Here is a 20,914-nt window from a genome sequence, read left to right on the forward strand (position 1 = left end):
AGCGATGTGACCACCGCACCGGGGTCCGGGCCCCCCGAGGGGCCGCCCCTCGAACCCGTCCGCGTGCTGCGTCCGCGCCGCACGGACGCGCTCGCCGAACTGTTCCGGGACCTCGAGCGGGGCGACGGGGAGCACGAGGAGGTGCCGCCGCCCCCGTCACCGGCCGGGGCGGAGGACGTCACGCAGGAGCTTCCGCCGGTGCCGGGCGGCCTGCCGCCCGATTACGCCCGGCCGTCACGGCTGCGCCGGGCCGCGCCGGCGCTCGTGGTGGCCGTCGCCGCGCTGGCCGGGTTCGGCGGGGCGCTGCTCTTCACGGAGCGGCCCGCCGACGACCGCGCCACCGCCCCCGCCTCACCGCCCACGTCCGCCGCACCCGCGCCGCCGCGCACGGCCGCCCCCGCCGAGGACGGCTTCCTGCGCGAGGGCGACTCGGGCCCCGAGGTGGCCGCTCTCCAGGAACGTCTGCTGCGCATCCCGGACGTCTACCGCGACGGCACGACCGACGGCCGGTACGACGCGACCCTCCGCGAAGCGGTCGCCCGCTTCCAGCTCTGGTACGGCATCCGCGGCGACGAGGAGGGCGTCTACGGCGACGACACCCGCCAGGCACTGGAGTCCCGCACGGGAGGGCCGGGGGGTGAGGACGCGGCCTAGGCCATGGCCCTGCGCCCTACATCTCCTTCGGCACGCGTATGTCCAGCACGCACACGTCGTCCCGGCGCTCGTCCACCAGCATCACGTCCAGGAGGGTCCCGAGGGACCCGGGGGCGTCCTCGGGGTGGGCCGCCGCCGCGTCGGCGAGGCGCGTGAGGCCGACGTCGATGTTCTCGGGGGCGCGTTCCACCAGGCCGTCGGTGAAGAGGAGCAGCCGGTCGCCCGGTTCGAGGCGGTGCTCGGTCTCCTCGAAGTACGGGGCCGTGGTCGCGCCCAGCAGCATGCCCCGGGGCCGGCGCAGATACGTCGCCTCGCCGTCGCGGAGCAGCAGCGGCGGCGGGTGGCCGGCCTGCGCCCACACCAGCCGGCGGTCGGCCGGGTGGTAGCGGGCTATGACCATCGTCGCGGTGCCGTGCGCGTCCCGGGAGTGCAGCAGCAGCGAGTTCAGCCGGGACAGCGCGCCCGTGAGCGACGAGCCGGTGCTGACCATGCCCTTCGCGGTGAACCGCAGCTGCGCCATCGTGGCGACCGCGTCCACGCCGTGACCGGCCACGTCCCCGACGACGAACAGCGCGTCACCACCGGGCAGCTCCACCGCGCTGAACCAGTCCCCGCCCACATGGATGCCGGCCTGCGCGGGCAGGTAGGCGACCTCGGCGCGCAGCCCGGACAGGCCGACCACCTTGTCGGGCAGCGGCAGCAGCGCGTGCTGCAGCCGGGCCACCAGGACCCGCTCCGACTGGAGCACGTCGTGCTGGGTGAGGATCGCCCGTTCGCTCTCCACCAGCGCCAGTTCCGCCCGCCGCCGCGCGGTCAGGTCCTGCACGACCCCGTGCACGTCGAACGGGGTTCCGCGGGAGTCGGCCACCACCTCGGCGACCAGCCGCAGATGCCGTACGCCCCGCCCGCCGCGGACCCGGAACGGCGCGTCGAACGGCCGGCCCTCGCGCAGCAGCGCCTCGACGGCGGCCCGCAGCGCCGGCCGGTCCTCGGGAAGCGCGAGCTCCGGAAGGCCGTCGAGCCGCACCGGGCCGTCCGCCGGGTCCCGGTCGAGGATCGCGAACACCTGCGCCGACCAGGACGCCTCGTCCCGGGACAGGTTCCAGTTGGCCCAGCCGATGTTGCCCAGCCGCTGCAGCTCCGCCAGCCGCTGTTCCTGCCGGTCCGAGGAGGCGTGCCGCAGCCAGGTGACGACCAGCGCGTCCTCCAGCCGGGTCACCCGCACCGAGTACGTGGTCAGCTCCAGCGCACCGTCCACGGTCTCCTGGTGGGCGAACGGCTCGCTCTCGTACGGCCCGCCGCCCGCCAGGGTGTCGAGGCACCCCCGCCACACCGGCAGGTCCGTGAGGTCGGGCCGTATCTCCCGCAGCCGCCGCCCGGTCAGGTCGCCGGCGGAGACGCCGAGGAGGTCGGCCGCCTGGGTGGTGGCCGCGTCGACGCGGAAGTCCTCCACGTCGCCGGAGGACGAGGTGACGGGTGTCAGCATCAGCGCGGGGACCGGCAGCGCCGCGAACAGCGACTGGACCGCGTCCGCCTCGGCCTCGTGCAGCGGCACCGTCGAGGAGGTGAAGCTGCGCAGGCGTCCCGCGCACAGCCGTACGACACCCCGCAGATGCGTACGGTCGCGCTCGGTGAAGGCGCCCGGGCGTCCGCGCAGCACGCCGATGCACACGTCGGAGCCGTCCCCGGCGCGCAGCGGCAGCCAGACCCGGGACTGCCACCGCTCGGGCGGCTCACCGATCAGCAGGTAGCGCGAGCTGTCCCGGGAGAAGTCCTCCAGCCAGCGGGGCTCACCGGCACGCAGGGCGTCCACCACGGCCATCCCGCTGAACGGGGGGACGTGACGCCAGCGGGCGGCCAGGCCCTTGTCGATGCCGGCGTGCCCCGCCAGCTCCAGACCGCCGCCGGACCGGCGAACGTAGATCATCACCGACTCGGCGTCCAGTTCCGGGGCGAGGTGGTCCAGCAGGCACGCGGCCAGGGCCTGGTGTGTGTCCACGTGCACCAGGGCGCGGCCGAGACGGCTCAGGGCATCGGCGACGTCGTCGGGCGCGGCGAAGGGCTCCGGGGCGCCGTCGGCGGACGGGACGGCTGCTGCCGGGGCCCCTGTGTCCGCCGGCGGGCGGGGTGCCGCCCCGTGGTCGCGCGCAGGGGCCGGCGTCAGCTCGCCCAGGGTGATCCAGCACTCCTCCAGCAGAGTGCGGCGGGGGGGCCCGCTGGTCCAGGACCTCCTCGGCGGCCTCCGCGGTACAGCCGGCCAGACCCATCACGAGCCCTTGGCGCGCTCCACGACGACCGTCGTGGCGGCCTGCTCACGCAGCCGGTCCATCTCGGCGCGCTGCTGGGCGACGACCCTCGCCAGCCCGACCACGTCCGGAACGCTGCCGGACCGGCCGGGGCAAGCGATCGCTCTTCACCCGTCGAGCATTGCACACCTGCGCGTATTCGTTGACCGGCTGGCTCCCCTCGATCCCGGCCGGGACCCGCCAGGGCGGTCCCTGCGCCCCGTACGCGGCCGGCGGACGCGGTACGGACCGGCACAGGCCGTATACGGGACAGCACGGGTCGGTGCGAGGATCGGCACGGCGGGCGGGCCGTACGCCGGGTGTACGGACCGTGCGCACGCCGTACGGGAACGCCCGGTCGGTGTACGGGGCGCCGGCACGGGCCGGGCGGGCGCGCGCGCTCCGTGCCTGGGGTGGGGCGACGCACGGGGACGGCGCGGGTCTGTGCACGGGGCCGGGGGGCCCGTACGGGCTCCGTGACTGGGATGGGCGGCGTACCCCCGAGGCGGGCGCGGGCCGCCGGCCTCGGCACGCGGGGACGGGCGAAACGGCCCCGCAGGGCCGTGGCGCGCGGGCACGGGGTCAACCGCCGAGCCGTGATGCGCGCGGACGGGAGCGTGCTCCCGGGCCGGGCCGCACAGCCGTGGCACCCACGCGGATCCCAGGCCCGCGGCACGCGGTGACGCGAGGCGCGAGGACATTCGGAACGCCGATGCCGATGCCGATGCGCGGCCGCGGGCGGGACCGGAGACGCCGAGTCACGGTACGCGGGACGGGAGCGTGGCCGCCGGGCCGTGGAACGCGGGTACAGGAGCACCTCCCTCCCTCCCCGCTCGGCGCCGCGCTCAGCGCGGGCTCTCGCCCAGCGCCCGCGTGACCGCCCGCACGCTCCGCGCGATGTGCTGGAGCTGCATCAGCTCCGCCGCGTACAGCTTGATCGTGTGCTCGATCGCGCCCTCGTGCAGGCCGAGGCGGGGCAGGTCCGCGCGGGCGGTCTGCAGCGCGGTGCGCGCCACCCGTATCTCGTGCTCGACCTGGATCTGGGCGTGCCGGGCCAGCAGCACGGGGTGCCGGACGAACGCCGGGTAGCTCGCGTAGCGCGCCGGGACCAGCTCCCGCAGCCACTTGGCGGCCGAGCGTTCCCAGTCGTAGCTCCCGGGGGTCTTGACCTGGCACGGCCAGTCGGGTCCGAGGCGCGTGGACGTCGTCACAGGCATGTTCTTCGCTTCCGGGTGTACGGCGTCGCCGGCACGGGCGACGAGGTGGGGCGGCCCCGGTCTAGGGGATGACCGGGACCGCCACGGGTGGCCGGGCAGGGGAAGCCCGGCCGAACACCCTGGCCGCCGGAGCGGGTGGAGACCGACGGCCCGGGTGTTCGTGCGGATGCCCGGAAGGGACCCGTGCGGGTGGCCGCGGCGTCACATGGAAGCGGCGCATGGCGGCCCTCGGCCTTCCGGGCGGGCGGGTGCGGTGAATGGAGCGCGGTCCGGAGCGGCCGGGCCGCGATCCGTGAGCAGTATTTATATATGCCGTCTGCTTGGCAAGACGCATGAAAACATTCATGCCTTATTCAAAGTGCCCGAGGGGAGACCAACCGGGCGGTATCCGGAGTGCGGGACTCAGTCCCGGAGGAAGAAGTGGTACTCGTCGGCGACCTGCTCGTAGTCCTCGAGCCGGGCCTGTGTGCGTTCCGGGTCGGCGTCCGTCATGGCCTGCAGCAGCGCCGCGCACATCACGCCGGGCGCCGCGTACGAATCGAAGACCAGGCGGGAGCCGGTGCCGGTGGCGAAGGTGACGTCCGCCTCGTCCACGAGCGGACCGAGCGCCAGGTCGGTGATCAGCGCGACCTTCAGCCCGGCGCTGCGCGCCACCCGCACCGCCGTCAGCGTCTCCTGGGCGTGCCGGGGCATGGAGAACGCCAGCACCCACGTCCCGCCCGCTTCCCGCGACTGCAGCAGCGCGTCGTAGGCCACGCTGCCGCCGAGCGTCACCAGCCGCACGTCCGGATGGATGCGGCGGGCGGCGTACGCGAAGTACTCGGCCAGCGACACGGAGATGCGCAGGCCCAGCACGGTGAGCGGGGTGGATGCGGACAGGGCGCGGCCCACCTCGATGACGCGGTCGGTGTCGGCGAGGTCGCGGCGCAGGTTCTCCAGGTTCTCGATCTCGGCGTCGACCGCGGCCTGCAGCTCGTTGCCCCGGTGCTCCTCGTCGGGGCCCGCGCCGCCGCCGGAGCGCGTGCCGAGGGTGATCGACTGGAGCTTCTCCCGCAGCGCCGGGTAGCCGCTGAAGCCGACCGCCGACGCGAACCGGGTCACCGAGGGCTGGCTCACCCCGACGCGGTCCGCGAGATCGGTGATCGACAGGAACGCCGCCTCGGTGATGTGCTCGATCAGGTACTGCGCGATGCGCCGCTGTCCGGGGGAGAGCCGGGGCCGGTCGAAGAGGGCGCGGAGCTGGGCCGTGGGAGACAGCTCCGTCTCCGGGCCCGGTTTGGCCGAGGTGATCGCGGATGCCTGTGCGCGTGCCTGCTGCGGCGATGGCACCGGTGCGCCTCCCTTGTCTCCCACGAGGGTTCAACATAACCCAACCCCTCGCTCGACCAGCGCGGTCACCGACGGGGACCGGCCACGGGACGCGACCGACGACGACCGGCACGCCGCCTGCTCCGGGCGCACGGGCCGGTGCGTGCGGGAGCACCCGGGAAGCGGCCGGCGAGGCCCCGGCAAGACGCCGGAAAGCCCACGGCGAAGATCGTCCTCGCCTTACGGGGGATATCCGCGCCCGCCAGGGGAACCCGCCGACTCGGCGCTGCACGGCGACCCCGTGACACCACGCCACGACGCGACCGCCGCGCAGCGGCATCGAAACCCGGGCAAGACATTGCCGTCCCTGCAACACGAGGAGCACCGCGGACATGACCGTCCCCGAGGAGAACCGGCCCAAGACCCACGACACCGACGAGACCCTCGAGCCGCGGCGCGAGGGTGACGCGCAGGCGCAGGGCGGCACGGGCCGGACCATGCGCGAGGCGCTGGAAGAGGCCGAGATCAAGCCCGACGACTTCGAGGAGCGCTAGACCTGCCGTTCGGATCACGCCGCGCGGGACGGGGACCGCCGGGTCCCCGGTCGCGCGGCCTGGTCCGAACGCCATGCCCCCGCTTCACCACCCACTCACCACCACCCCCCACCCACCCCCATCCCGACGCGACCGAGTTTCGGCAGGTGACAGCATGAGCGCACTCAGCGCGCTGGAAACGGCACTGGAGAACCGATGGGAGGCCCTGTGGGCACGGATGTCCGGGCGTGATCCGCTCGAACTCGTCGACGCCCTGCGGCGCGAGTGCGACAGCAACGCGGTGGTGTGCCGAGCAGGGCGGGTGATGGTCCCCAACGCCTACGACGTCGAACTGTCCGCCCCCGTGCACGAGGAGCTGACCCGGCGCGGCGACAGCGTGGGCCAGGTGCTCACCGACCGGCTGGCCCGGCACGCCGCCCGCCACGGCTACGAGTGGGCCGGCCCGCTCACCGTGCACGTCCGCCGCTCCGCCGAGGTGCCCAACGGCCGCTACCGCGTGGTGAGTACGGTCATGCGGCACGTGAGCGCGGTCGGCTTCCAACGCGCCGCCCAGCCCGCAGACGGCTGAGCGGCCGTCACCATCGCCACGGCCATCTGCCCCAGCAGCAGGACGACCAGCACGGGCACGCCCCACCGCCGTGCCCACGGTCACCTGTCGCCTCATGCGCCCCACTCCGGCACCGACGCACGCCCGGCACGCGTCACCGTGCCGTTTGCGCCAAAGGGGGTGCCTGATCGGCCAGTTGCTCCAGCGCGCCGCCGGTCAGCCGGCACACCGTCCACTCCTCCAGCAGCTCCGCGCCCAGGGACTTGTAGAAGGCGATCGCCGGCTGGTTCCAGTCCAGCACGACCCACTCGAACCGCTCGAAGCCCTGATCCCGGCAGATGGCCGCCAGCGCGGCGAGCAGCGCCTTGCCGTGCCCGGCGCCCCGGGTGTGCGGGCGGACGTACAGGTCCTCCAGGTGCATGCCGCGCGTGCCGGTCCAGGTCGAGAAGCGCGGGAACCACAGCGCGAAGCCCACGACGTCGCCGGTGGTGTCGTCCTCGGCGACGAGGACGGACGCGGCCGGGTGCTCGCCGAACAGCGCGGCGCGCAGCTGGTCCTGGGTGGCGCGGGCCTGCTCGGCGGCCTTCTCGTAGGCGGCGAGTTCGCGGATCATGGCGTGGATCTCGGGGACGTCGTGCACGGTGGCTGCTCTGATCATGGAAGAGAGCCTGCTGTGCGGGACGCCTCCGCGTCCAACCGGTTCCGCCGGCCGGACACGGACCCGGCCGTCAGGTCAGCTCCTCCACCGGCACCACCAGGTCCGCGCGGTCCCGGGTGGCCGCCACCAGGGCCGCGTTGCGCTCGTCGGAGCGCTCCACCCAGGCGGCCGCCTCCTCGTGCGACTTGCCGAACCGTTCGTGACGGGCGACGAGCCGCCGCACCCGCCGCTCCTCGTCCGCCGCGCAGAACCACACCTCGTCCAGCAGCGGGCGCACCCGCGCCCATGCCCCGGTGTCGAGCAGCAGGTAGTTGCCCTCCGTGACGACGAGGCGCGCGTCCGGGTGCACGGGGATCGCCCCGGCCAGCGGCTGCTCCAGCTCGCGTTCGAAGGCGGGGGCGTACACCACCTCGCCCGCCCCGGTCTCGTCCCGGAGCCGTCGCAGCAGCGCCGCGTACCCGGCCGCGTCGAAGGTGTCGGGAGCGCCCTTGCGGTCCCGGCGGCCCAGCCGCTCCAGCTCCGCGTCGGCCAGGTGGAAGCCGTCCATGGGGACGTACGCCACCCTCGGCTCACCCGTGCCGTTCAGCTCACGGACCAGGCGTTCCGCGAGCGTGGACTTGCCCGCGCCGGGGCTTCCGGCGATGCCGAGGATCGCGCGCCGCCCGTCCCGGGGGAGGGCGCGGGCGCGGCGGAGGAGGTCGTCGAAGGTCAGCGCCACACAGCAGAGTGTGTCACCCGGGAAGCCGCACCCCGCCACCCGTGTGGCCCCCGCGCCGCCCACCGCCCCCGCCGCACGGGGAACCGTGACGGTATGACGGATCTCGGTCTGCCCGAACACATCGAGGCGTGCCTCTTCGACCTCGACGGCGTCGTGACGAACACGGCCGTGGTGCACGCAGCCGCGTGGAAGGAGATGTTCGACGCCTTCCTGCGCGAGCGGGACGGCGAGGGCTTCGCGCCCTTCACCGCCGCCGACTACGACGCGTACGTGGACGGCAGGCCGCGCGCCGACGGGGTGCGCACCTTCCTCGCCTCGCGGGGCATCGAGCTGCCCGAGGGGGGCCCTGACGACCCGCAGGCCGCCGCCACCGTGCACGGGCTGGGCAACCGCAAGAACGAACTGCTGCTCGCGAAGATCCGCACCGACGGCGTGGAGCCCTACGACAGCACCCTGCGCTATCTGCGTGCCGTGCGCGCCCGGGGCCTGCGCACCGCGATCGTCTCCTCCAGCGCCAACTGCCGTGACGTGCTGCGTTCCATCGACGCAGAGGACCTCTTCGACGTACGGATCGACGGGGTGGTCGCCGCCGAGCGGGGCCTGCCGGGCAAGCCCGCGCCCGACACCTTTCTTGCCGCCGCCCGCGAACTGGGCGTGGAGCCCGCGCGGGCCGCGGTGTTCGAGGACGCGATGGCCGGCATGGACGCCGGACGCGCCGGCGGGTTCGGGTACGTCGTCGGCGTGGACCGCGTCGGTCAGGCCGACGCCCTGTACGCGCACGGCGCCGACCGGGTCGTCAGCGACCTGTCGGAGCTCGGGGGGTGACGGGTGACCGGCAACGGCGCCCCTCACCCGCACTGACAGTACGGTCAGACGATTTTCGGCCGTACACCGCCTGCGTACCCCGCCGGTGCGGGATAGCTTTGGCCATGATTCCCTCATATCCGTCTTCCTCAAGACGTGGGTCCCATGGGGCCCATGGTGGGGGATGGCACTCCACACCGGCGGCAGCGAAGGACGGACGATGACCCACGGCGCCGGCGCCCCGCCGACCGTCACCCGGCGGAGCGAGGAACGCTCACGGCCGGCCGGCCCGAAGACAGCGCGCGACGCATGGCCGCTCGCGGTGCTCGCGGCCGTCTTCACCCTGACTCAACTGGTCGTGATCCGGCCGACCTTGGGCATGGGCTGGGACGAGATCGTCTACACCAGCCAGGTCACCACCCACCACCCGGCCGCCTTCTTCAGCGCCCCGCGCTCCCGTGGTGTCTCCCTGCTGGTCGCGCCCGTCGCGTCCTGGTCCGACTCCACCGTGCTGCTGCGGATCTACCTCGCGCTGCTGTCCGGACTCGGCCTGTACCTCGCCCTGCGCGTCTGGCGCGGCCTGTTCCCCACCCGTGTGCTGGTCGTCGCCGGCGCCTTCTTCGCCTCCCTCTGGGTGACCCTCTTCTACGGTCCCCAGGCCATGCCCAACTACTGGGTGGCCGTGGGCGCGCTCGCCGCGGTGGGGGCGTTCCTGCGCCACCGCGAGGACCCCTCGTCCACGGGCCTGCTGTGGACCGTCGTCGCCGGGGCCACGCTCATGGCCCTGATGCGGCCCACCGACGCCGTGTGGGTCACGATCCCGCTGCTCGTGCTCGCGGCGGTGTGGTGGCGCCCACGCCTCCTGGCGGCCGTCGTCGGCGGTCTGCTGGCCGGCGGGGTGCCGTGGGTGATCGAGGCGTACGCGTCGTACGGAGGCCTCTCCGAGCGGCTCGCCGAGGCGTCCCGCATCCAGGGCGGACTCGGCCTCCACATGGCCGTCGACGACCAGCTCCGCAGCCTCGGCGGACGCGCCCTGTGCCGCCCCTGCACCGGCGAGATGCCCCACCCGGTGATCACGCTGTGGTGGTTCGTGCTGCCGGTGCTCGCCGTGCTCGGCCTGGTCGTCGCCGTACGGGCCGGCCGCGCCCTGCGCACCGCCGTGCCGCTGGCCTGCGCCGCCACCGCCGCGCTGCCGTACCTGTTCACCATCGGCTACGCCGCGCCGCGCTTCCTCCAGCCCGCCTACGCACTGCTCGCGATCCCCGTCGCCGACGCCCTGTGGCACCTGGTCACGGCGCCGCGCGGACGGTGGCGCACGGTCCTGCGGACGGTGGCCGCGGTGGGCCTCGCGGGCCATCTGGCGGTCCAATTGACCGTGGCGGTGCACACGGCGAACCGCTCCGCCGCCTCCCGCGCGGACTGGGCCCGCACCGCCGAGGGACTGCACCGGCTCGGCGTCACCCCGCCCTGCCTGATCACCGGCCACGAATCCATCCCCATCGGCTACTACACGGGCTGCTCCTCCGGCGCGACCGCCGGCAACAACGAGAACATGACGGCCGAGGAGATCCGGCGCACCGCCGAACGCGTCCCGGTCGCCGAGATCACCCGCGTCGGCAGCAGACCCAACGGCTACGCGCGCTCCTGGCCCGTCCACCGCGTCGAGGACTACGACGTCCGCGTCGCGCCCGCCCCGGACCCGCGGCGGGAGTGAGATCCGGGGTTTTCCCGCAGGCCGGGCGGCTCACGGGGTTAGAGACCGCCTCACGGGAAACGCGGACCGGACACCGCGTCGGCACGGGCCGGCGCAGCACGACGCAGCACGACAGGGAGGACGCCATGGGCTCCGAACCGATGGGGGACGACGTCTACCAGCCCACCGGGGACAACGAGCAGCAGGAAGATGGCGCCCCGCTCGACCTGCAGGACGCCCTCGACGAGCCCGACTACGACGAGTTGCTCGACCAGGGCTACTCACCGCCGGAGAAGCCGGTGGGCGTCGTCAAGCACGGCGTCACGGCCGCCGAGCAGCACGACGGGGAGACCCTCGACGAACGGCTGGCCCAGGAGGTGCCGGACCCCGCCGCGGAGGCCGGCGACGGAGTGGGCGACCTGCCGGACGGCGAGGGTGAGCCGGTCGATCCCGAGGCGGGCGCCGCCCGTGCGGGACGCCTGGTCGCGCCGGACGAGGGCGTGCACACCGACACCACCAAGGAGTCCGTCGCCGACGACGTCGGCATCGACGGCGGCGCGGCGGGCGCGGAGGAAGCCGCCATGCACGTGGTGGAGGACGAGACGGAACTCCCCGACGACCGTTACTAGGCGCTCCGATCACCCGTACGAACGCCGTCGGGCCCGGCGCACAGCGCGTGCGCCGGGCCCGACGGCGTCCCGCTGCCGAGGGAGCGGGGACCGGGCCGTGCGGCGGTCTACGGAAGGATCTTCTCCATCGCGGAGGGACCTTCCTCGGCCAGCTTCCTCCTGGCCCACTCGATGTTCTGCGGGGTGAGGTCCTTGCCGCTGGCGAGAACCAGGTCTTCCGGCGACACCTCGGCGCCGGTGCGGGTGTGGAGCAGGCTGTCCGGGGTGGCGCGGTCCTCGCTCTGCCGGGACGCGTCGGGCTGGGACGTCGACATCTTCGGGCTCCTCGGGTCCGGATCGCTGATACGGCCCGGCGCCGGGCGCCGGGTTGCGTATTCAGCCTTCACCGCGGAGGCCCGCCGTGCATCCGGAGCGCCCCGGCGCCCGCCGTCGAGCGTCCGAGGCCCCGGGTGCGGGGCCTCCCCGTGCATGCCGGAGTACCGTGCCCCGCCCCGGGGAAACCTGCTCACCCGGTAGCCGGACTCACTCGAAGGGAGTGAGCGTCAGCCGCAGCGCGGTGGGCGCCGTGTCCTGGATGTACGAGGCGAAGTCCGCCACGTCGTCGAAGGCGAAGCCGTACGCCCTGCCGTCCTCGGTGGCCGCGTGCATGGCCTTCGCGTAGTGGTTGGTCAGCTCGGTCAGGTAGAACTCCGCGGGGTCGGCGGTGGGCTGCTCGGGGTGGCTGAGCAGCGTCGAGCGGTTGAAGCCGGCGCCCAGGATCGCGGCGACCGGACCCGTGGTGCCGTCGTTCGGGGCCGCCAGGGCGCCGTCGCAGAACAGCACGTCCCGGGTGGACGGCTTGTCGAACGCGACCTGCGCGGGTCCGTCGAAGGTGAACCGGTCCCCGCGCACCCGCCCGGTGAACGTGCCGGCATTGGTGGTGACCTTCAGATCCCGGCCGGTGTACGTGCTCCACACCTCGTCGATGTACGGGGCGAAGTAGTCCTCGGCGAACAGCCCGGCGTCCAGGCCGTGCCCGGGCGCGATGATCCGGGTGTCGTCGACCACCAGCCGGCCGAAGCCCTCGGCGCCCTTGACGGCGGCGAACGCGGCGGCGCGGCCCCCGGGGCGGACCGTGCCCGTGGTCTGGTCGTCGGCGCCGGTGAGCCGGATGGCTAGCGGCACGCTGAACATGTCGACCATGGTGGTGTTGCAGAACAGGCCGGCGGAGTTGTACGTGAACTCCGCGCAGTCGTGCAGCACGCCGAAGTTCGGGTCCGAGGAGACCCAGCCGGCCGGGTACTGCAGCGCGGCCGCGCCGTTGCCGTCCGCGACGGCCTTGAACTTCAGCTTCTCGCCGAGCGCGACGTAGATGCGGCCGGACATGTACGGCAGTGACAGCGTTGTCTCGTTGCCGCTGAGGCTGATCGCGTAGTCGGTGAAGCCGTCCTCGCCGTTGTCGGCCAGGTCGATGGGGGCGAGCGTGCCGTCGGGGGTGAGGCGGACCTGGCGGCCGTCGGCGTTGCCCACGACGTACAGGTGCACCGAGGCGTTGTCGAAGGAGCCGCTGCCGTTGACGATCGTCAGCGGCAGCGAGGCGGCCGCCTTCGTGCCGGACCCGCCCTCACCGGACTGGCCGGCGAGGGCGTGGGGGGCGATCGCCGCGGCCGCGGGCAGTGCCACGGCGGCTCCGCCGAGGGCGAAGAGCAGCTTGCGGCGGCCGAGGGTGCGCTGGTGCCGAGGAGTCATGTGGGGGGTCTCCAGAGTGCTCGTGCGATTGCGGTGGGGGCACACCGGCCGACCGGTCCGGGAGCGAGTGAGAGCGCTCTCAGACCGTGCGTCGGGACCGGCACGCGGCACCGATGGTAGGGACCAGGACCGGGCCCGCCAACGGGTCCGACTTGTCCCCAACACGCCCTGACCTGCGGCTACTTCAATGGACGACAAAGCGCGCACGATCGCTTAACCGGTCCTTAAGGATCGTTTAAGCCACGAGGAGCGGGCCGTGCACGCACCGCACCGGCCGCACTCCGCAGGGTGTCGATCCGCGCTGGCCGGCCGGCTCTCAGTGGGTGCCGCTGTGCAGCAGCGTCTCCGCGGTGGAGAGGATCTGGGTGACGGTGAAGGCGAACCGCGCGTCGCACGGGTGCGGCTCCTTCGAGCCGGCCGCGGAGATCAGCGCGTCCACGGCCCGGCCGAGCGCCGGGACGGCGTCCCCCCGGGCCTCCGGCAGCTGGGTCACCCCGGACTCGCCGCGCAGCTCCACCATGGCGCCCGCCGCGGCCGGGGGAGCGGTCAGACTCAGCGTCGTACTGCTCGACGCCCCGCCGGAGTGGTCCAGCACGAGATGCACGGTGTCACCGGGCCCGTACGCCGCCGCCGTCACCCGGCGCGGCTCGCCCAGCACCGGCAGCAGCACGGACAGGGCGTGCGGGCCGACGTCCCACAGGGCGCCCTTCTCCTGCCGCCAGGGCGAGGCGGCGAAGGGGCTGTCCTCGGAGGTGAACACCGCGCCGAGCCACTGCGCCCGCCCGGTGAACCAGCCGCCCACGCGCGCCTGTTCCTCGATCCAGGCCTGCGGCTCCGGCTGGAAGCGGGTGGTGAAGAAGACCACGGACGCCACGCCCGCCGCGTCGACGGCCTCCACGACCGCGCGCCCCTGCGCCACCGTCGTCGCGAGCGGCTTGTCGAGCAGCAGATGGCGGCCCGCCCGCGCGGCCCGCACCGCCAGCTCCGCCTGTACGGCCGGCGGCAGCGCGACGGCGACGGCGTCCACGTCGGCGAGCAGAGCGTCGACGTCGTCGTACGCCCGGACGCCGTGCACCGCGGCCAGCTCACCGGCGGCCTCGGGCCTGCGGCCCCACACACCGACGAAGTCCAGGCCGGGGTGTGCGTCCAGCGCGGGGGCGTGTGCCGCCCGCGCCCAGGGTCCGGTGCCGAGCAGTCCGATCCGCATGCCGCCGCCTCTCCCCGGGCCGCCTCGCGCCGCCGGGCCCGTCTCCGCGCCGCGCCCCGCCGGCGCGCGCCAGGCCTGCACGATGATCCCCGCCGGAACGCGGTGTCAACCGCCGGCCGGCCGGGCCGTGTCTCAGCCCCGCGGGGTGCCGATGTCCACCAGCCACGGGACGCCGTACCGGTCCGTGCACATCCCGAAGATGTCGCCCCACATCTGCCGCTCCATCGGCACCGACACCTGACCCCCGTCGGACAGCTTCTCCCAGTAGCGGCGCAGCGTGTCCTCCTCCTCGCCGCTGAGGCTCACGGCGAAGTTGTTGCCGGGGGCGTACTTCATGCCGGGAGGCCCGTCCGACCCCATGAGCGTGAAGCCGTCGGGGGTGGTGAGCATGGCGTGCATGATCTTGTCGGCGAACTCCTCACCGGCCGAGCCGCCGATCTCCCCGAAGGTGTGCAGGTTCAGCTCCCCGCCGAAGACCTCCTTGTAGTACTCCATCGCCTGCCGGGCGTTGCCGTCGAAGGTGAGGTACGGATTGAGCAGCGGGGCCATCGGAACCTCCGGTACGGGGGCAAAGGGTCGGTTTCGCGCAGCGTATCGCCGGGGGCGGAGGGGCGCGCGGTGAACAGGGCCGGTGCGGGCCGGGCCGATTCAGCGACCGGCCCGATGAATGCGTTCGGATTTCCCTGTTGGATTTCCGGGCACCCTGCGGCAAGGCTGGTATGCGCTTTCCACGAACGCCAGCACGACAGCCGGAAGGGGCTTCGCGCACATGCACACGCGACGTATCGGTGAGGTCGAGGTGTCCGCGATCGGGCTGGGCGGGATGCCCATGTCGATCGAGGGGCGGCCCGACGAGTCCCGTTCGCTGGCCACCCTGCACGCCGCCCTGGACGCCGGTGTCACCCTGATCGACACCGCGGACGCCTACCACCGGGACGCCGGGGAGGTGGGGCACAACGAGACCCTGATCGCCAAGGCGCTCTCCACCCACGAGCGGGGCGGAGACGTCCTGGTCGCCACCAAGGGCGGGCATCTGCGCCCCGGCGACGGCAGCTGGACCCTCGACGGGCGTCCGGACCATGTGAAGCGGGCCTGCGAGGCGTCCCTGCGCCGGCTGGGCGTGGAGGCGATCGGCCTCTACCAGTTCCACCGGCCCGACCCCGACGTCCCGTACGCCGAGTCCGTCGGCGCGATCCGTGACCTGCTCGACGAGGGCAAGATCCGCATGGCGGGCATCTCCAACGCGAACCCCGAGCAGATCCGCCAGGCCCAGGAGATCCTCGGCGGGCGTCTCGTCTCCGTGCAGAACCAGTTCTCGCCCGCCTTCCGCTCCAGTGAGCAGGAGCTGGAGCTGTGCGACGAGCTCGGTGTCGCCTTCCTGCCCTGGAGCCCGTTCGGCGGCATCTCCAGGGCCGGCGAACTCGGCTCCACCTACGCGCCGTTCGCGCGCGTGGCGCAGAAGCACGGGGTGAGCGCGCACCAGGTGTGCCTCGCCTGGATGCTCGCCAAGTCGCCCGTCGTCGTGCCGATCCCGGGCGCCAGCCGCCCCGAGTCCGTCCAGGACTCCGTGCGCGCCGCCGACCTCGAGCTGAGCGCCGAGGAGATCGCGGAGCTCGACGCGGCCTGAGAGGCCGTACCACCCGCGCCCGGCGCCCCTTGGCGGGCGCCGGGCGCCGTTCGTGCGCCGCGATCCGCCCGGGGCGGCGCTTCACAGGGGGAGGACCACCGCCCATGGCATCGCCGCAGATGAGACCGCTGGACCACCGCTACCGGGGCGAGCATCCCGTTCGCACGCTCGGCTACCTGTTCCGCGCGGACCGCGCCCGGCTGGCCGCGGCCGTCGTCGTCTTCACCGTCAAGCACAGCCCCGTCTGGCTGCTGCCGCTGATCACCGCGTCCATCATCGACACCGTCGTCCAGCACCAGCCGGTCTCCCGGCTGTGGACCAGCACCGGCGTCATCATGTTCATCCTGCTGGTCAACTACCCGCTGCACGTGCTGTACGTCCGCCTCCTCTACGGCAGCGTCCGCCGCATGGGCACCGCCCTGCGCTCCGCGCTGTGCACGCGGATGCAGCAGCTCTCCATCGGCTACCACTCCCGGGTCAGCGCCGGCGTGCTCCAGGCCAAGGTGGTCCGCGACGTCGAGACCGTCGAGCAGATGGTGCAGCAGACCGCGGAGACCGGGCTCGGCGCGCTCACCGTGCTGGCCGGCGGGCTGGTCATCATCGGCGTGCGCACCCCCGAGTTCCTGCCCGTCTTCCTCGTCGTCGTGCCCGCAGCGGCCCTGCTCGTCGCCCGGCTGAGGGCCCGCCTGCGCACCCACAACGAGCACTTCCGGCACGAGGTGGAGACACTGTCCTCCCGTGTCACCGAGATGACCCGGCTGATCCCCGTCACCCGCGCCCACGGACTGGAGGGCAAGGCGCTGCGCCGCATGCACGGCACCCTCGACCGGCTGCTCACCTCCGGGATGCGTCTCGACCTGGTCAACGGGCGGTTCGGCTCGCTGGCGTGGGTGGTGCTCAACGTGGTCGGCGTGATGGTGCTGGCCGGCGCCGCCCTGGTGTCGTACTACGACGTCTGGGGCGTCACCCCCGGCGACGTGGTGATGCTCAGCGCCTTCCTGACCACGCTCACCAACTCCACCACCACGCTGGCGGGTCTGGCCCCCGTCATCACCAAGGGGCTGGAGTCCGTGCGCTCGGTCGGCGAGGTGCTGCAGGCGCCGGAGCTGGAGGACAACGAGGGCAAGGCCGAACTCACCGCGCTGCGCGGCGCGGTGACCTTCGAGGGCGTGGGGCACGCCTACGACGGCGACGACCGCCCCGCCGTACGGGACTTCACCCTAGACGTCGCACCGGGCGAGACCGTCGCCCTGGTCGGCGCGTCCGGGGCGGGCAAGTCCACGGTGCTCAACCTCGTCATCGGGTTCATCCGCCCCACCTCCGGCCGGCTGCTGGTCGACGGCACCGACATGAACACCCTGGACCTGCGCACCTACCGGCGCTTCCTGTCCGTGGTGCCCCAGGAGTCCATCCTCTTCGACGGCACCGTGCGGGAGAACGTCGCCTACGGCATGGACGACGCGGACGAGGAGACGGTGCGGGCCGCGCTGCGCGACGCCAACGCGCTGGAGTTCGTCGACCGGCTGCCGCAGGGCCTGGACACCCTCGTCGGGGAACGCGGGGCACGGCTGTCGGGCGGTCAGCGCCAGCGGCTCGCCATCGCCCGCGCCCTGATCCGGGACCCCAAGGTGCTGGTGCTGGACGAGGCGACATCCGCCCTGGACACCCGCTCGGAGGCGCTGGTGCAGGAGGCGCTGGCCCGGCTGCTGCGCGGGCGGACCACGTTCGTCGTCGCGCACCGGCTGTCCACCGTGCGCGGGGCCGACCGGATCGTGGTGATGGCCGACGGGGCGATCCAGGAGGTCGGCACGCACGAGGAGCTGCTGCGGCGGGGAGGCGCGTACACGGCGTTGCACAGCGGGCAGGTGGCCTGAGGCGCCATTCTTGCCCTGCGTGGCCCGGGCGGCCCGGGCGCCCCGGGCTGTCCGGTCGCAGAGCGAATGTTTTCGGTCATTTTCGAACAGTAGGGCGCGGGATGTGCGTGGTTTCGTCGTCTTCGGGCATGCGGACCGAAAACACGAGAGGGGAGCCACGTGCTCGCACCGGATCCGAAGGTCGTCAGGCAACTGCTGACGCGGTATGCGACGCTGCGGATCGCGCAGGCGGAACGGCACACGGCGGCGGTGGCCGAGGAGTTGGAGGACGTCACCCGCCGGCTGTGCGTGACGATGGGCACGGCCGGCATCCACGACGCCGTCGCGCGCGCCGACGACCTGCTCACCCGGGCCCGGACGGACCTCCGCCGGTCACCCGAGGAGGACGGGGAGAGCGGCCTGTCGCTGGCCGTCTGAGCCCGGGACCCCGCCGTCCGCCCGGACGGCCGCGGCGCGCCCGCCCCGGAACGACCGGCGATAGGCGTACGGGGTCGTGCCCACCACCTTGCGGAACCGCTCACGGAACGCCGTGGGCGACCCGAACCCCGCCTGCTGGGCGATCCGTTCGATCGTGTGGTCGCTGTTCTCCAGCAGGTACTGGGCGCGCCGCACCCGGGCCCGCAGCAGCCACTGCAGCGGCGTGGTGCCGGTCTGCTCACGGAAGCGGCGGCTGAAGGTGCGCTCGCTCATCCCGGCCCGCGCCGCCATCGCGGCGAGCGTCACCTCGTGCGCCAGGTTGTCCTCGATCCACTCCAGCAGCGGCTCCAGGTCCGAGCCGCGCGGCACGGGTGGATGCTCGTGCACGATGAACTGGGCCTGCCCGCCCTCGCGTTCGAGCGGCATCACCGACATCCGCGCCGCGTTCGCCGCCACCGCCGACCCGACGTCACGGCGGATCATGTGCAGGCACATGTCCAGCGCGGCGGCGGCGCCGGCCGAGGTGAGGATCCGCCCGTTGTCCACGTAGAGCACGTCCGGCTCCACCCGCACCCGCGGATACGCGCGCGCGAACTCCTCGGCGGCCACCCAGTGCGTGGTGGCGCGCAGCCCGTCCAGCAGGCCCGCCTCCGCCAGCACGAAGGCGCCCACGCACACCGACGCGATCCGCGTGCCGGCCGCGGCCGCCTTCCGCAGCGCCGCGAGCACCGCGGGGGAGGGCGGCGGCGAGTGCGCGGCGCGCCCCGGCACGATCACCGTGTCGGCGTCCGCCAGCGCCTCGAGACCGCGGTCGATGCGCAGTGCGAAGCCGCCGTCCGCGGCCACCTCAGGCCGCTCGGCGCACAGCCGGACGCGGTACGGACGCCGGCCGTCGGGCAGCCGCGTGAAGTCGAACACCTGCATGGGGGCCGCCATGTCGAACGGCACCACACCGTCCAGTACGAGGATCGCCACGGAGTGCATGAACGCCACCCTAGGCGGATTCCCGCCACTCGTCCTGACCCGGTCCTGCGTACGGCGTGCCTGGTCGGGGCTGTTGGCGGGAATCCGTGGATAACTGTCGATCCAGCCGCTGTCCGGCCGCCGCGACGGGGCCTAGCGTGAGCCCGGCATCCCGCCGATCACTTCGTCCTGCAAGGAAAGAGCCCCGGTGACCAAGCTGCTCCTGTCCCTCCATGTTCTGGCCGCCATCGTCGCCGTCGGTCCGGTGACCGTCGCCGCCAGCATGTTCCCGCCGGCCGCGCGCCGCGCCGCCCCGGCGGACGGGACCGACCCCGGCCCGCGCGCGGCCGGCACCGTGGAACTGCTCCACCGGATCTGCCGCGTCTACGCCGGACTCGGCGCGCTCGTACCGGTGCTGGGCCTCGCGACCGGTCTCGCGATGGGCGTCCTCGGCGACGCGTGGCTCGTCGCCTCGATCGTCCTCACCGCGGTGGCCGCCGGTACGCTCTTCGCCCTTGTGCTCCCCCGTCAGGACGAACTCGTCGCGCAGGTGACCGAGCGACGGCCCGTCGACCATCGCAGCACCGTCCAACTCGCCATGTTCACCGGCGTGTTCAACCTGCTCTGGGCGACCGTCACCGTCCTGATGATTGTGCGGCCCGGCTCCACGACGGGCGCCTGACGCCCGGAACGCGCACTTCACCCCCGTTGGCCGCATACACTCGGCACTCGCGGCCCCGCACCGGGGACGCCGAGCAGAAAGGCACGTTGTCGGGTGTTCCAGGATTCCCCCATCTACGACCGACTCATCGCGGAGTGCGGCGACGTGCCCGCACAGGTCCGCCGCGAGGCCGAACGCGTGTCCAGGGAACTGGAGTCGGTCATGCGGCCGCTGCGGTCGCCCGGCTACGGCCCCGGCCTCGACCGGCCGCAGCAGGCCCCTGGCAACGGCTGGCAGCGCGCGGCACTGCTGCCCGGACCCCGGCCGCACTGACCCACGTACACACCCCCGCGTCGGCGCGGCGCACACAGCTCACCGCGCCGTGGTGATCGAACCGGCCGGCTCGGTGGGCTCCTCGGGAACCGGACGGGACAGCCACTCCGCGATGGTCCGCGCGATCGGCTGTTCCGTCTCCACCTCGACGAACCCGAACTGTCCGGACTGGTTGCACTCCAGGAACCACCACATCCCGTCCGCGTCCTCGGCGAAGTCGAAGGCGCCGTACGCCAGTTGCGCCCGGCGCATGTAGTCGAGCACGGCGTCCGCGGTGCGCGGCGGGACCTCCACCGGCTCCCACGGCGGGCCGGGCGCGGCGAACCGCACGTCCACCACCTGCGGGTCGGCGTCCGGCGCCGTCGCCTTCCGGGCGGCCAGCAGCACGTCGCCCACGACGGTGAGCCGGATGTCCGCCCGCTTGGCGATCCGCCGCTGCAGCAGCGTCGGCCCGTAGGCCACCGCCGAGAAGTCCGTGTCCGGCGCCACCCTGCTCGTCGGCACCGCCCGCGGCGGATCCTGCGGATGCGCCCCCGACACCGGCTTCACCACCAGGTCGGGGAAGCGCTCCGCGAACTCCCGCGCCGCGCGCGGGAACGTCGTGATCACCGTCGCCGGCACGGGCAGCCCGCAGCGCTGGGCCAGGCGCAGCTGCCACGGCTTGTGGCGGGCCTGCCGCGCGGCGTCCGGGTGGTTCATCCATCGCGCGTCGCAGCCGCGCAGCATGCCGTAGAGGGCCTGCGACGCCTCCTCGGTCAGCCAGGCGGACGGCTGCGGGGCGCGCTCGGCCGGAGAGCCGGGGCGGCGCACCCACACCGACCGCAGCCCGCCGATGCTCACCAGCCGTCCGCCGGCGGACAGATGGCCGCGGAACCGGCCGTGGACGTACTCGCCGGACAGCGAGACGCCACCGGTGAGATCGGCGGGGTCGAGACGGACCACCGGCACCCCTGCGCCGTTCAGATGGACCACCACCATGTCGGCGGTCACATCCTCCTCGCAGGTGAGGATCAGCACGGTCATGGTCTACGGTCCGC

Annotated in this window: 21 protein-coding genes and 1 pseudogene; 11 read left to right on the forward strand and 11 right to left on the reverse strand. The window is 73.6% G+C overall.

Translation table 11 applies throughout. From position 1 onward, the window contains the following. Nucleotides 1–6: 6 nt before the first annotated feature. Entirely contained in the window at nucleotides 7–654 is a 648-nt protein-coding gene (locus AY578_RS31150) for a peptidoglycan-binding domain-containing protein (protein ID WP_161108683.1), read from the forward strand. A gap of 16 nt (nucleotides 655–670) precedes the next feature. Here AY578_RS31150 and AY578_RS31155 read toward each other — a convergent pair. From AY578_RS31155 to AY578_RS31165, 3 genes and pseudogenes are all read right to left on the reverse strand, one after another. Next, nucleotides 671–3,071, reverse strand: a pseudogene (locus tag AY578_RS31155) (SpoIIE family protein phosphatase). Nucleotides 3,072–3,784: 713 nt separating this feature from the next. Beyond that, nucleotides 3,785–4,156, reverse strand: a complete 372-nt coding sequence (locus AY578_RS31160; protein WP_019527230.1) for a hypothetical protein — start codon at nucleotides 4,154–4,156, stop codon at nucleotides 3,785–3,787. A 402-nt stretch (nucleotides 4,157–4,558) separates the two neighbouring features. Then, nucleotides 4,559–5,485 (reverse strand): MurR/RpiR family transcriptional regulator, encoded by a 927-nt coding sequence (locus AY578_RS31165; protein WP_161108682.1) that lies wholly within the window; start codon nucleotides 5,483–5,485, stop codon nucleotides 4,559–4,561. A 371-nt stretch (nucleotides 5,486–5,856) separates the two neighbouring features. Between AY578_RS31165 and AY578_RS31170 the strand changes: the two genes are divergently transcribed. Both AY578_RS31170 and AY578_RS31175 read left to right on the forward strand, forming a co-directional pair. Then, nucleotides 5,857–6,018 carry a hypothetical protein gene (locus tag AY578_RS31170; RefSeq protein WP_189900175.1) on the forward strand — a complete coding sequence of 54 codons (162 nt, stop codon included), beginning with the start codon at nucleotides 5,857–5,859 and terminating at the stop codon, nucleotides 6,016–6,018. Nucleotides 6,019–6,172: 154 nt separating this feature from the next. After that, a complete protein-coding gene (locus AY578_RS31175; protein WP_019527233.1) occupies nucleotides 6,173–6,586 on the forward strand; it encodes a DUF3662 domain-containing protein in 414 nt (137 codons plus the stop codon). Between the two features lie 133 nt (nucleotides 6,587–6,719). Here the strand turns inward: AY578_RS31175 and AY578_RS31180 are convergent, their stop codons facing one another. Together AY578_RS31180 and AY578_RS31185 are read right to left on the reverse strand one after the other, a co-directional pair. Beyond that, entirely contained in the window at nucleotides 6,720–7,223 is a 504-nt protein-coding gene (locus AY578_RS31180; RefSeq protein WP_019527234.1) for a GNAT family N-acetyltransferase, read from the reverse strand. A gap of 70 nt (nucleotides 7,224–7,293) precedes the next feature. After that, nucleotides 7,294–7,941, reverse strand: a complete 648-nt coding sequence (locus tag AY578_RS31185) for a nucleoside/nucleotide kinase family protein (protein WP_019527235.1) — start codon at nucleotides 7,939–7,941, stop codon at nucleotides 7,294–7,296. A 93-nt stretch (nucleotides 7,942–8,034) separates the two neighbouring features. On the opposite strand from AY578_RS31185, the gene AY578_RS31190 reads away from it, so the two are divergent. The 3 genes from AY578_RS31190 (at nucleotide 8,035) to AY578_RS31200 (ending at nucleotide 11,067) form a co-directional block, all read left to right on the forward strand. After that, entirely contained in the window at nucleotides 8,035–8,766 is a 732-nt protein-coding gene (locus tag AY578_RS31190; RefSeq protein WP_258906589.1) for an HAD family hydrolase, read from the forward strand. Between the two features lie 199 nt (nucleotides 8,767–8,965). After that, nucleotides 8,966–10,459 carry a hypothetical protein gene (locus AY578_RS31195; RefSeq protein WP_258906590.1) on the forward strand — a complete coding sequence of 498 codons (1,494 nt, stop codon included), beginning with the start codon at nucleotides 8,966–8,968 and terminating at the stop codon, nucleotides 10,457–10,459. Nucleotides 10,460–10,584: 125 nt separating this feature from the next. Then, nucleotides 10,585–11,067 carry a DUF5709 domain-containing protein gene (locus AY578_RS31200; RefSeq protein ID WP_019527238.1) on the forward strand — a complete coding sequence of 161 codons (483 nt, stop codon included), beginning with the start codon at nucleotides 10,585–10,587 and terminating at the stop codon, nucleotides 11,065–11,067. Nucleotides 11,068–11,174: 107 nt separating this feature from the next. Here the strand turns inward: AY578_RS31200 and AY578_RS31205 are convergent, their stop codons facing one another. The 4 genes from AY578_RS31205 to AY578_RS31220 all read right to left on the reverse strand — a co-directional run bounded on the left by AY578_RS31205 (nucleotide 11,175) and on the right by AY578_RS31220 (nucleotide 14,551). Next, complete coding sequence (locus AY578_RS31205) at nucleotides 11,175–11,381, reverse strand: hypothetical protein (protein ID WP_019527239.1); 207 nt, start codon at nucleotides 11,379–11,381, stop codon at nucleotides 11,175–11,177. A 208-nt stretch (nucleotides 11,382–11,589) separates the two neighbouring features. Continuing rightward, a complete protein-coding gene (locus tag AY578_RS31210; protein WP_019527240.1) occupies nucleotides 11,590–12,795 on the reverse strand; it encodes a glycoside hydrolase family 64 protein in 1,206 nt (401 codons plus the stop codon). Between the two features lie 316 nt (nucleotides 12,796–13,111). After that, nucleotides 13,112–14,002 carry a Gfo/Idh/MocA family protein gene (locus AY578_RS31215; protein WP_019527241.1) on the reverse strand — a complete coding sequence of 297 codons (891 nt, stop codon included), beginning with the start codon at nucleotides 14,000–14,002 and terminating at the stop codon, nucleotides 13,112–13,114. A gap of 132 nt (nucleotides 14,003–14,134) precedes the next feature. Further along, complete coding sequence (locus tag AY578_RS31220) at nucleotides 14,135–14,551, reverse strand: VOC family protein (protein ID WP_019527242.1); 417 nt, start codon at nucleotides 14,549–14,551, stop codon at nucleotides 14,135–14,137. A gap of 220 nt (nucleotides 14,552–14,771) precedes the next feature. Between AY578_RS31220 and AY578_RS31225 the strand changes: the two genes are divergently transcribed. From AY578_RS31225 to AY578_RS31235, 3 genes are all read left to right on the forward strand, one after another. Further along, complete coding sequence (locus tag AY578_RS31225; RefSeq protein ID WP_161232401.1) at nucleotides 14,772–15,629, forward strand: aldo/keto reductase; 858 nt, start codon at nucleotides 14,772–14,774, stop codon at nucleotides 15,627–15,629. Nucleotides 15,630–15,733: 104 nt separating this feature from the next. Next, nucleotides 15,734–17,503, forward strand: a complete 1,770-nt coding sequence (locus AY578_RS31230; protein WP_020700223.1) for an ABC transporter ATP-binding protein — start codon at nucleotides 15,734–15,736, stop codon at nucleotides 17,501–17,503. Between the two features lie 159 nt (nucleotides 17,504–17,662). Beyond that, nucleotides 17,663–17,920 carry a DUF5133 domain-containing protein gene (locus AY578_RS31235; protein WP_136237511.1) on the forward strand — a complete coding sequence of 86 codons (258 nt, stop codon included), beginning with the start codon at nucleotides 17,663–17,665 and terminating at the stop codon, nucleotides 17,918–17,920. Here the strand turns inward: AY578_RS31235 and AY578_RS31240 are convergent. After that, nucleotides 17,876–18,904 carry a GlxA family transcriptional regulator gene (locus tag AY578_RS31240; protein WP_037779394.1) on the reverse strand — a complete coding sequence of 343 codons (1,029 nt, stop codon included), beginning with the start codon at nucleotides 18,902–18,904 and terminating at the stop codon, nucleotides 17,876–17,878. The two genes, AY578_RS31235 and AY578_RS31240, sit on opposite strands and share 45 nt — an antisense overlap. 187 nt (nucleotides 18,905–19,091) lie before the next feature. Between AY578_RS31240 and AY578_RS31245 the strand changes: the two genes are divergently transcribed. Together AY578_RS31245 and AY578_RS31250 are read left to right on the forward strand one after the other, a co-directional pair. After that, nucleotides 19,092–19,565, forward strand: a complete 474-nt coding sequence (locus AY578_RS31245; RefSeq protein ID WP_019527247.1) for a membrane protein — start codon at nucleotides 19,092–19,094, stop codon at nucleotides 19,563–19,565. Between the two features lie 93 nt (nucleotides 19,566–19,658). Then, complete coding sequence (locus AY578_RS31250; protein WP_019527248.1) at nucleotides 19,659–19,877, forward strand: hypothetical protein; 219 nt, start codon at nucleotides 19,659–19,661, stop codon at nucleotides 19,875–19,877. A 39-nt stretch (nucleotides 19,878–19,916) separates the two neighbouring features. Here the strand turns inward: AY578_RS31250 and tgmB are convergent, their stop codons facing one another. Then, on the reverse strand, nucleotides 19,917–20,900 hold the full coding sequence (gene tgmB, locus AY578_RS31255; RefSeq protein ID WP_019527249.1) for an ATP-grasp ribosomal peptide maturase: 984 nt from the start codon (nucleotides 20,898–20,900) through the stop codon (nucleotides 19,917–19,919). Between the last annotated feature and the right edge of the window lie 14 nt (nucleotides 20,901–20,914).

The sequence above is a fragment of the Streptomyces thermocarboxydus genome, assembly GCF_024760485.1.
GTDB lineage: Bacteria > Actinomycetota > Actinomycetes > Streptomycetales > Streptomycetaceae > Streptomyces > Streptomyces cellulosae.

What these genes read in the sequence shown, in the direction of transcription:
- AY578_RS31160 (WP_019527230.1), bottom strand. Translation starts at nt 4,156, where the DNA reads ATGCCTGTGACGACGTCCACGCGCCTCGGACCCGACTGGCCGTGCCAG.
- AY578_RS31170 (WP_189900175.1), top strand. Translation starts at nt 5,857, where the DNA reads ATGACCGTCCCCGAGGAGAACCGGCCCAAGACCCACGACACCGACGAG.
- AY578_RS31175 (WP_019527233.1), top strand. Translation starts at nt 6,173, where the DNA reads ATGAGCGCACTCAGCGCGCTGGAAACGGCACTGGAGAACCGATGGGAG.
- AY578_RS31180 (WP_019527234.1), bottom strand. Translation starts at nt 7,223, where the DNA reads ATGATCAGAGCAGCCACCGTGCACGACGTCCCCGAGATCCACGCCATG.
- AY578_RS31190 (WP_258906589.1), top strand. Translation starts at nt 8,035, where the DNA reads ATGACGGATCTCGGTCTGCCCGAACACATCGAGGCGTGCCTCTTCGAC.
- AY578_RS31195 (WP_258906590.1), top strand. Translation starts at nt 8,966, where the DNA reads ATGACCCACGGCGCCGGCGCCCCGCCGACCGTCACCCGGCGGAGCGAG.
- AY578_RS31200 (WP_019527238.1), top strand. Translation starts at nt 10,585, where the DNA reads ATGGGCTCCGAACCGATGGGGGACGACGTCTACCAGCCCACCGGGGAC.
- AY578_RS31205 (WP_019527239.1), bottom strand. Translation starts at nt 11,381, where the DNA reads ATGTCGACGTCCCAGCCCGACGCGTCCCGGCAGAGCGAGGACCGCGCC.
- AY578_RS31210 (WP_019527240.1), bottom strand. Translation starts at nt 12,795, where the DNA reads ATGACTCCTCGGCACCAGCGCACCCTCGGCCGCCGCAAGCTGCTCTTC.
- AY578_RS31215 (WP_019527241.1), bottom strand. Translation starts at nt 14,002, where the DNA reads ATGCGGATCGGACTGCTCGGCACCGGACCCTGGGCGCGGGCGGCACAC.
- AY578_RS31220 (WP_019527242.1), bottom strand. Translation starts at nt 14,551, where the DNA reads ATGGCCCCGCTGCTCAATCCGTACCTCACCTTCGACGGCAACGCCCGG.
- AY578_RS31225 (WP_161232401.1), top strand. Translation starts at nt 14,772, where the DNA reads ATGCACACGCGACGTATCGGTGAGGTCGAGGTGTCCGCGATCGGGCTG.
- AY578_RS31230 (WP_020700223.1), top strand. Translation starts at nt 15,734, where the DNA reads ATGGCATCGCCGCAGATGAGACCGCTGGACCACCGCTACCGGGGCGAG.
- AY578_RS31240 (WP_037779394.1), bottom strand. Translation starts at nt 18,904, where the DNA reads ATGCACTCCGTGGCGATCCTCGTACTGGACGGTGTGGTGCCGTTCGAC.
- tgmB (WP_019527249.1), bottom strand. Translation starts at nt 20,900, where the DNA reads ATGACCGTGCTGATCCTCACCTGCGAGGAGGATGTGACCGCCGACATG.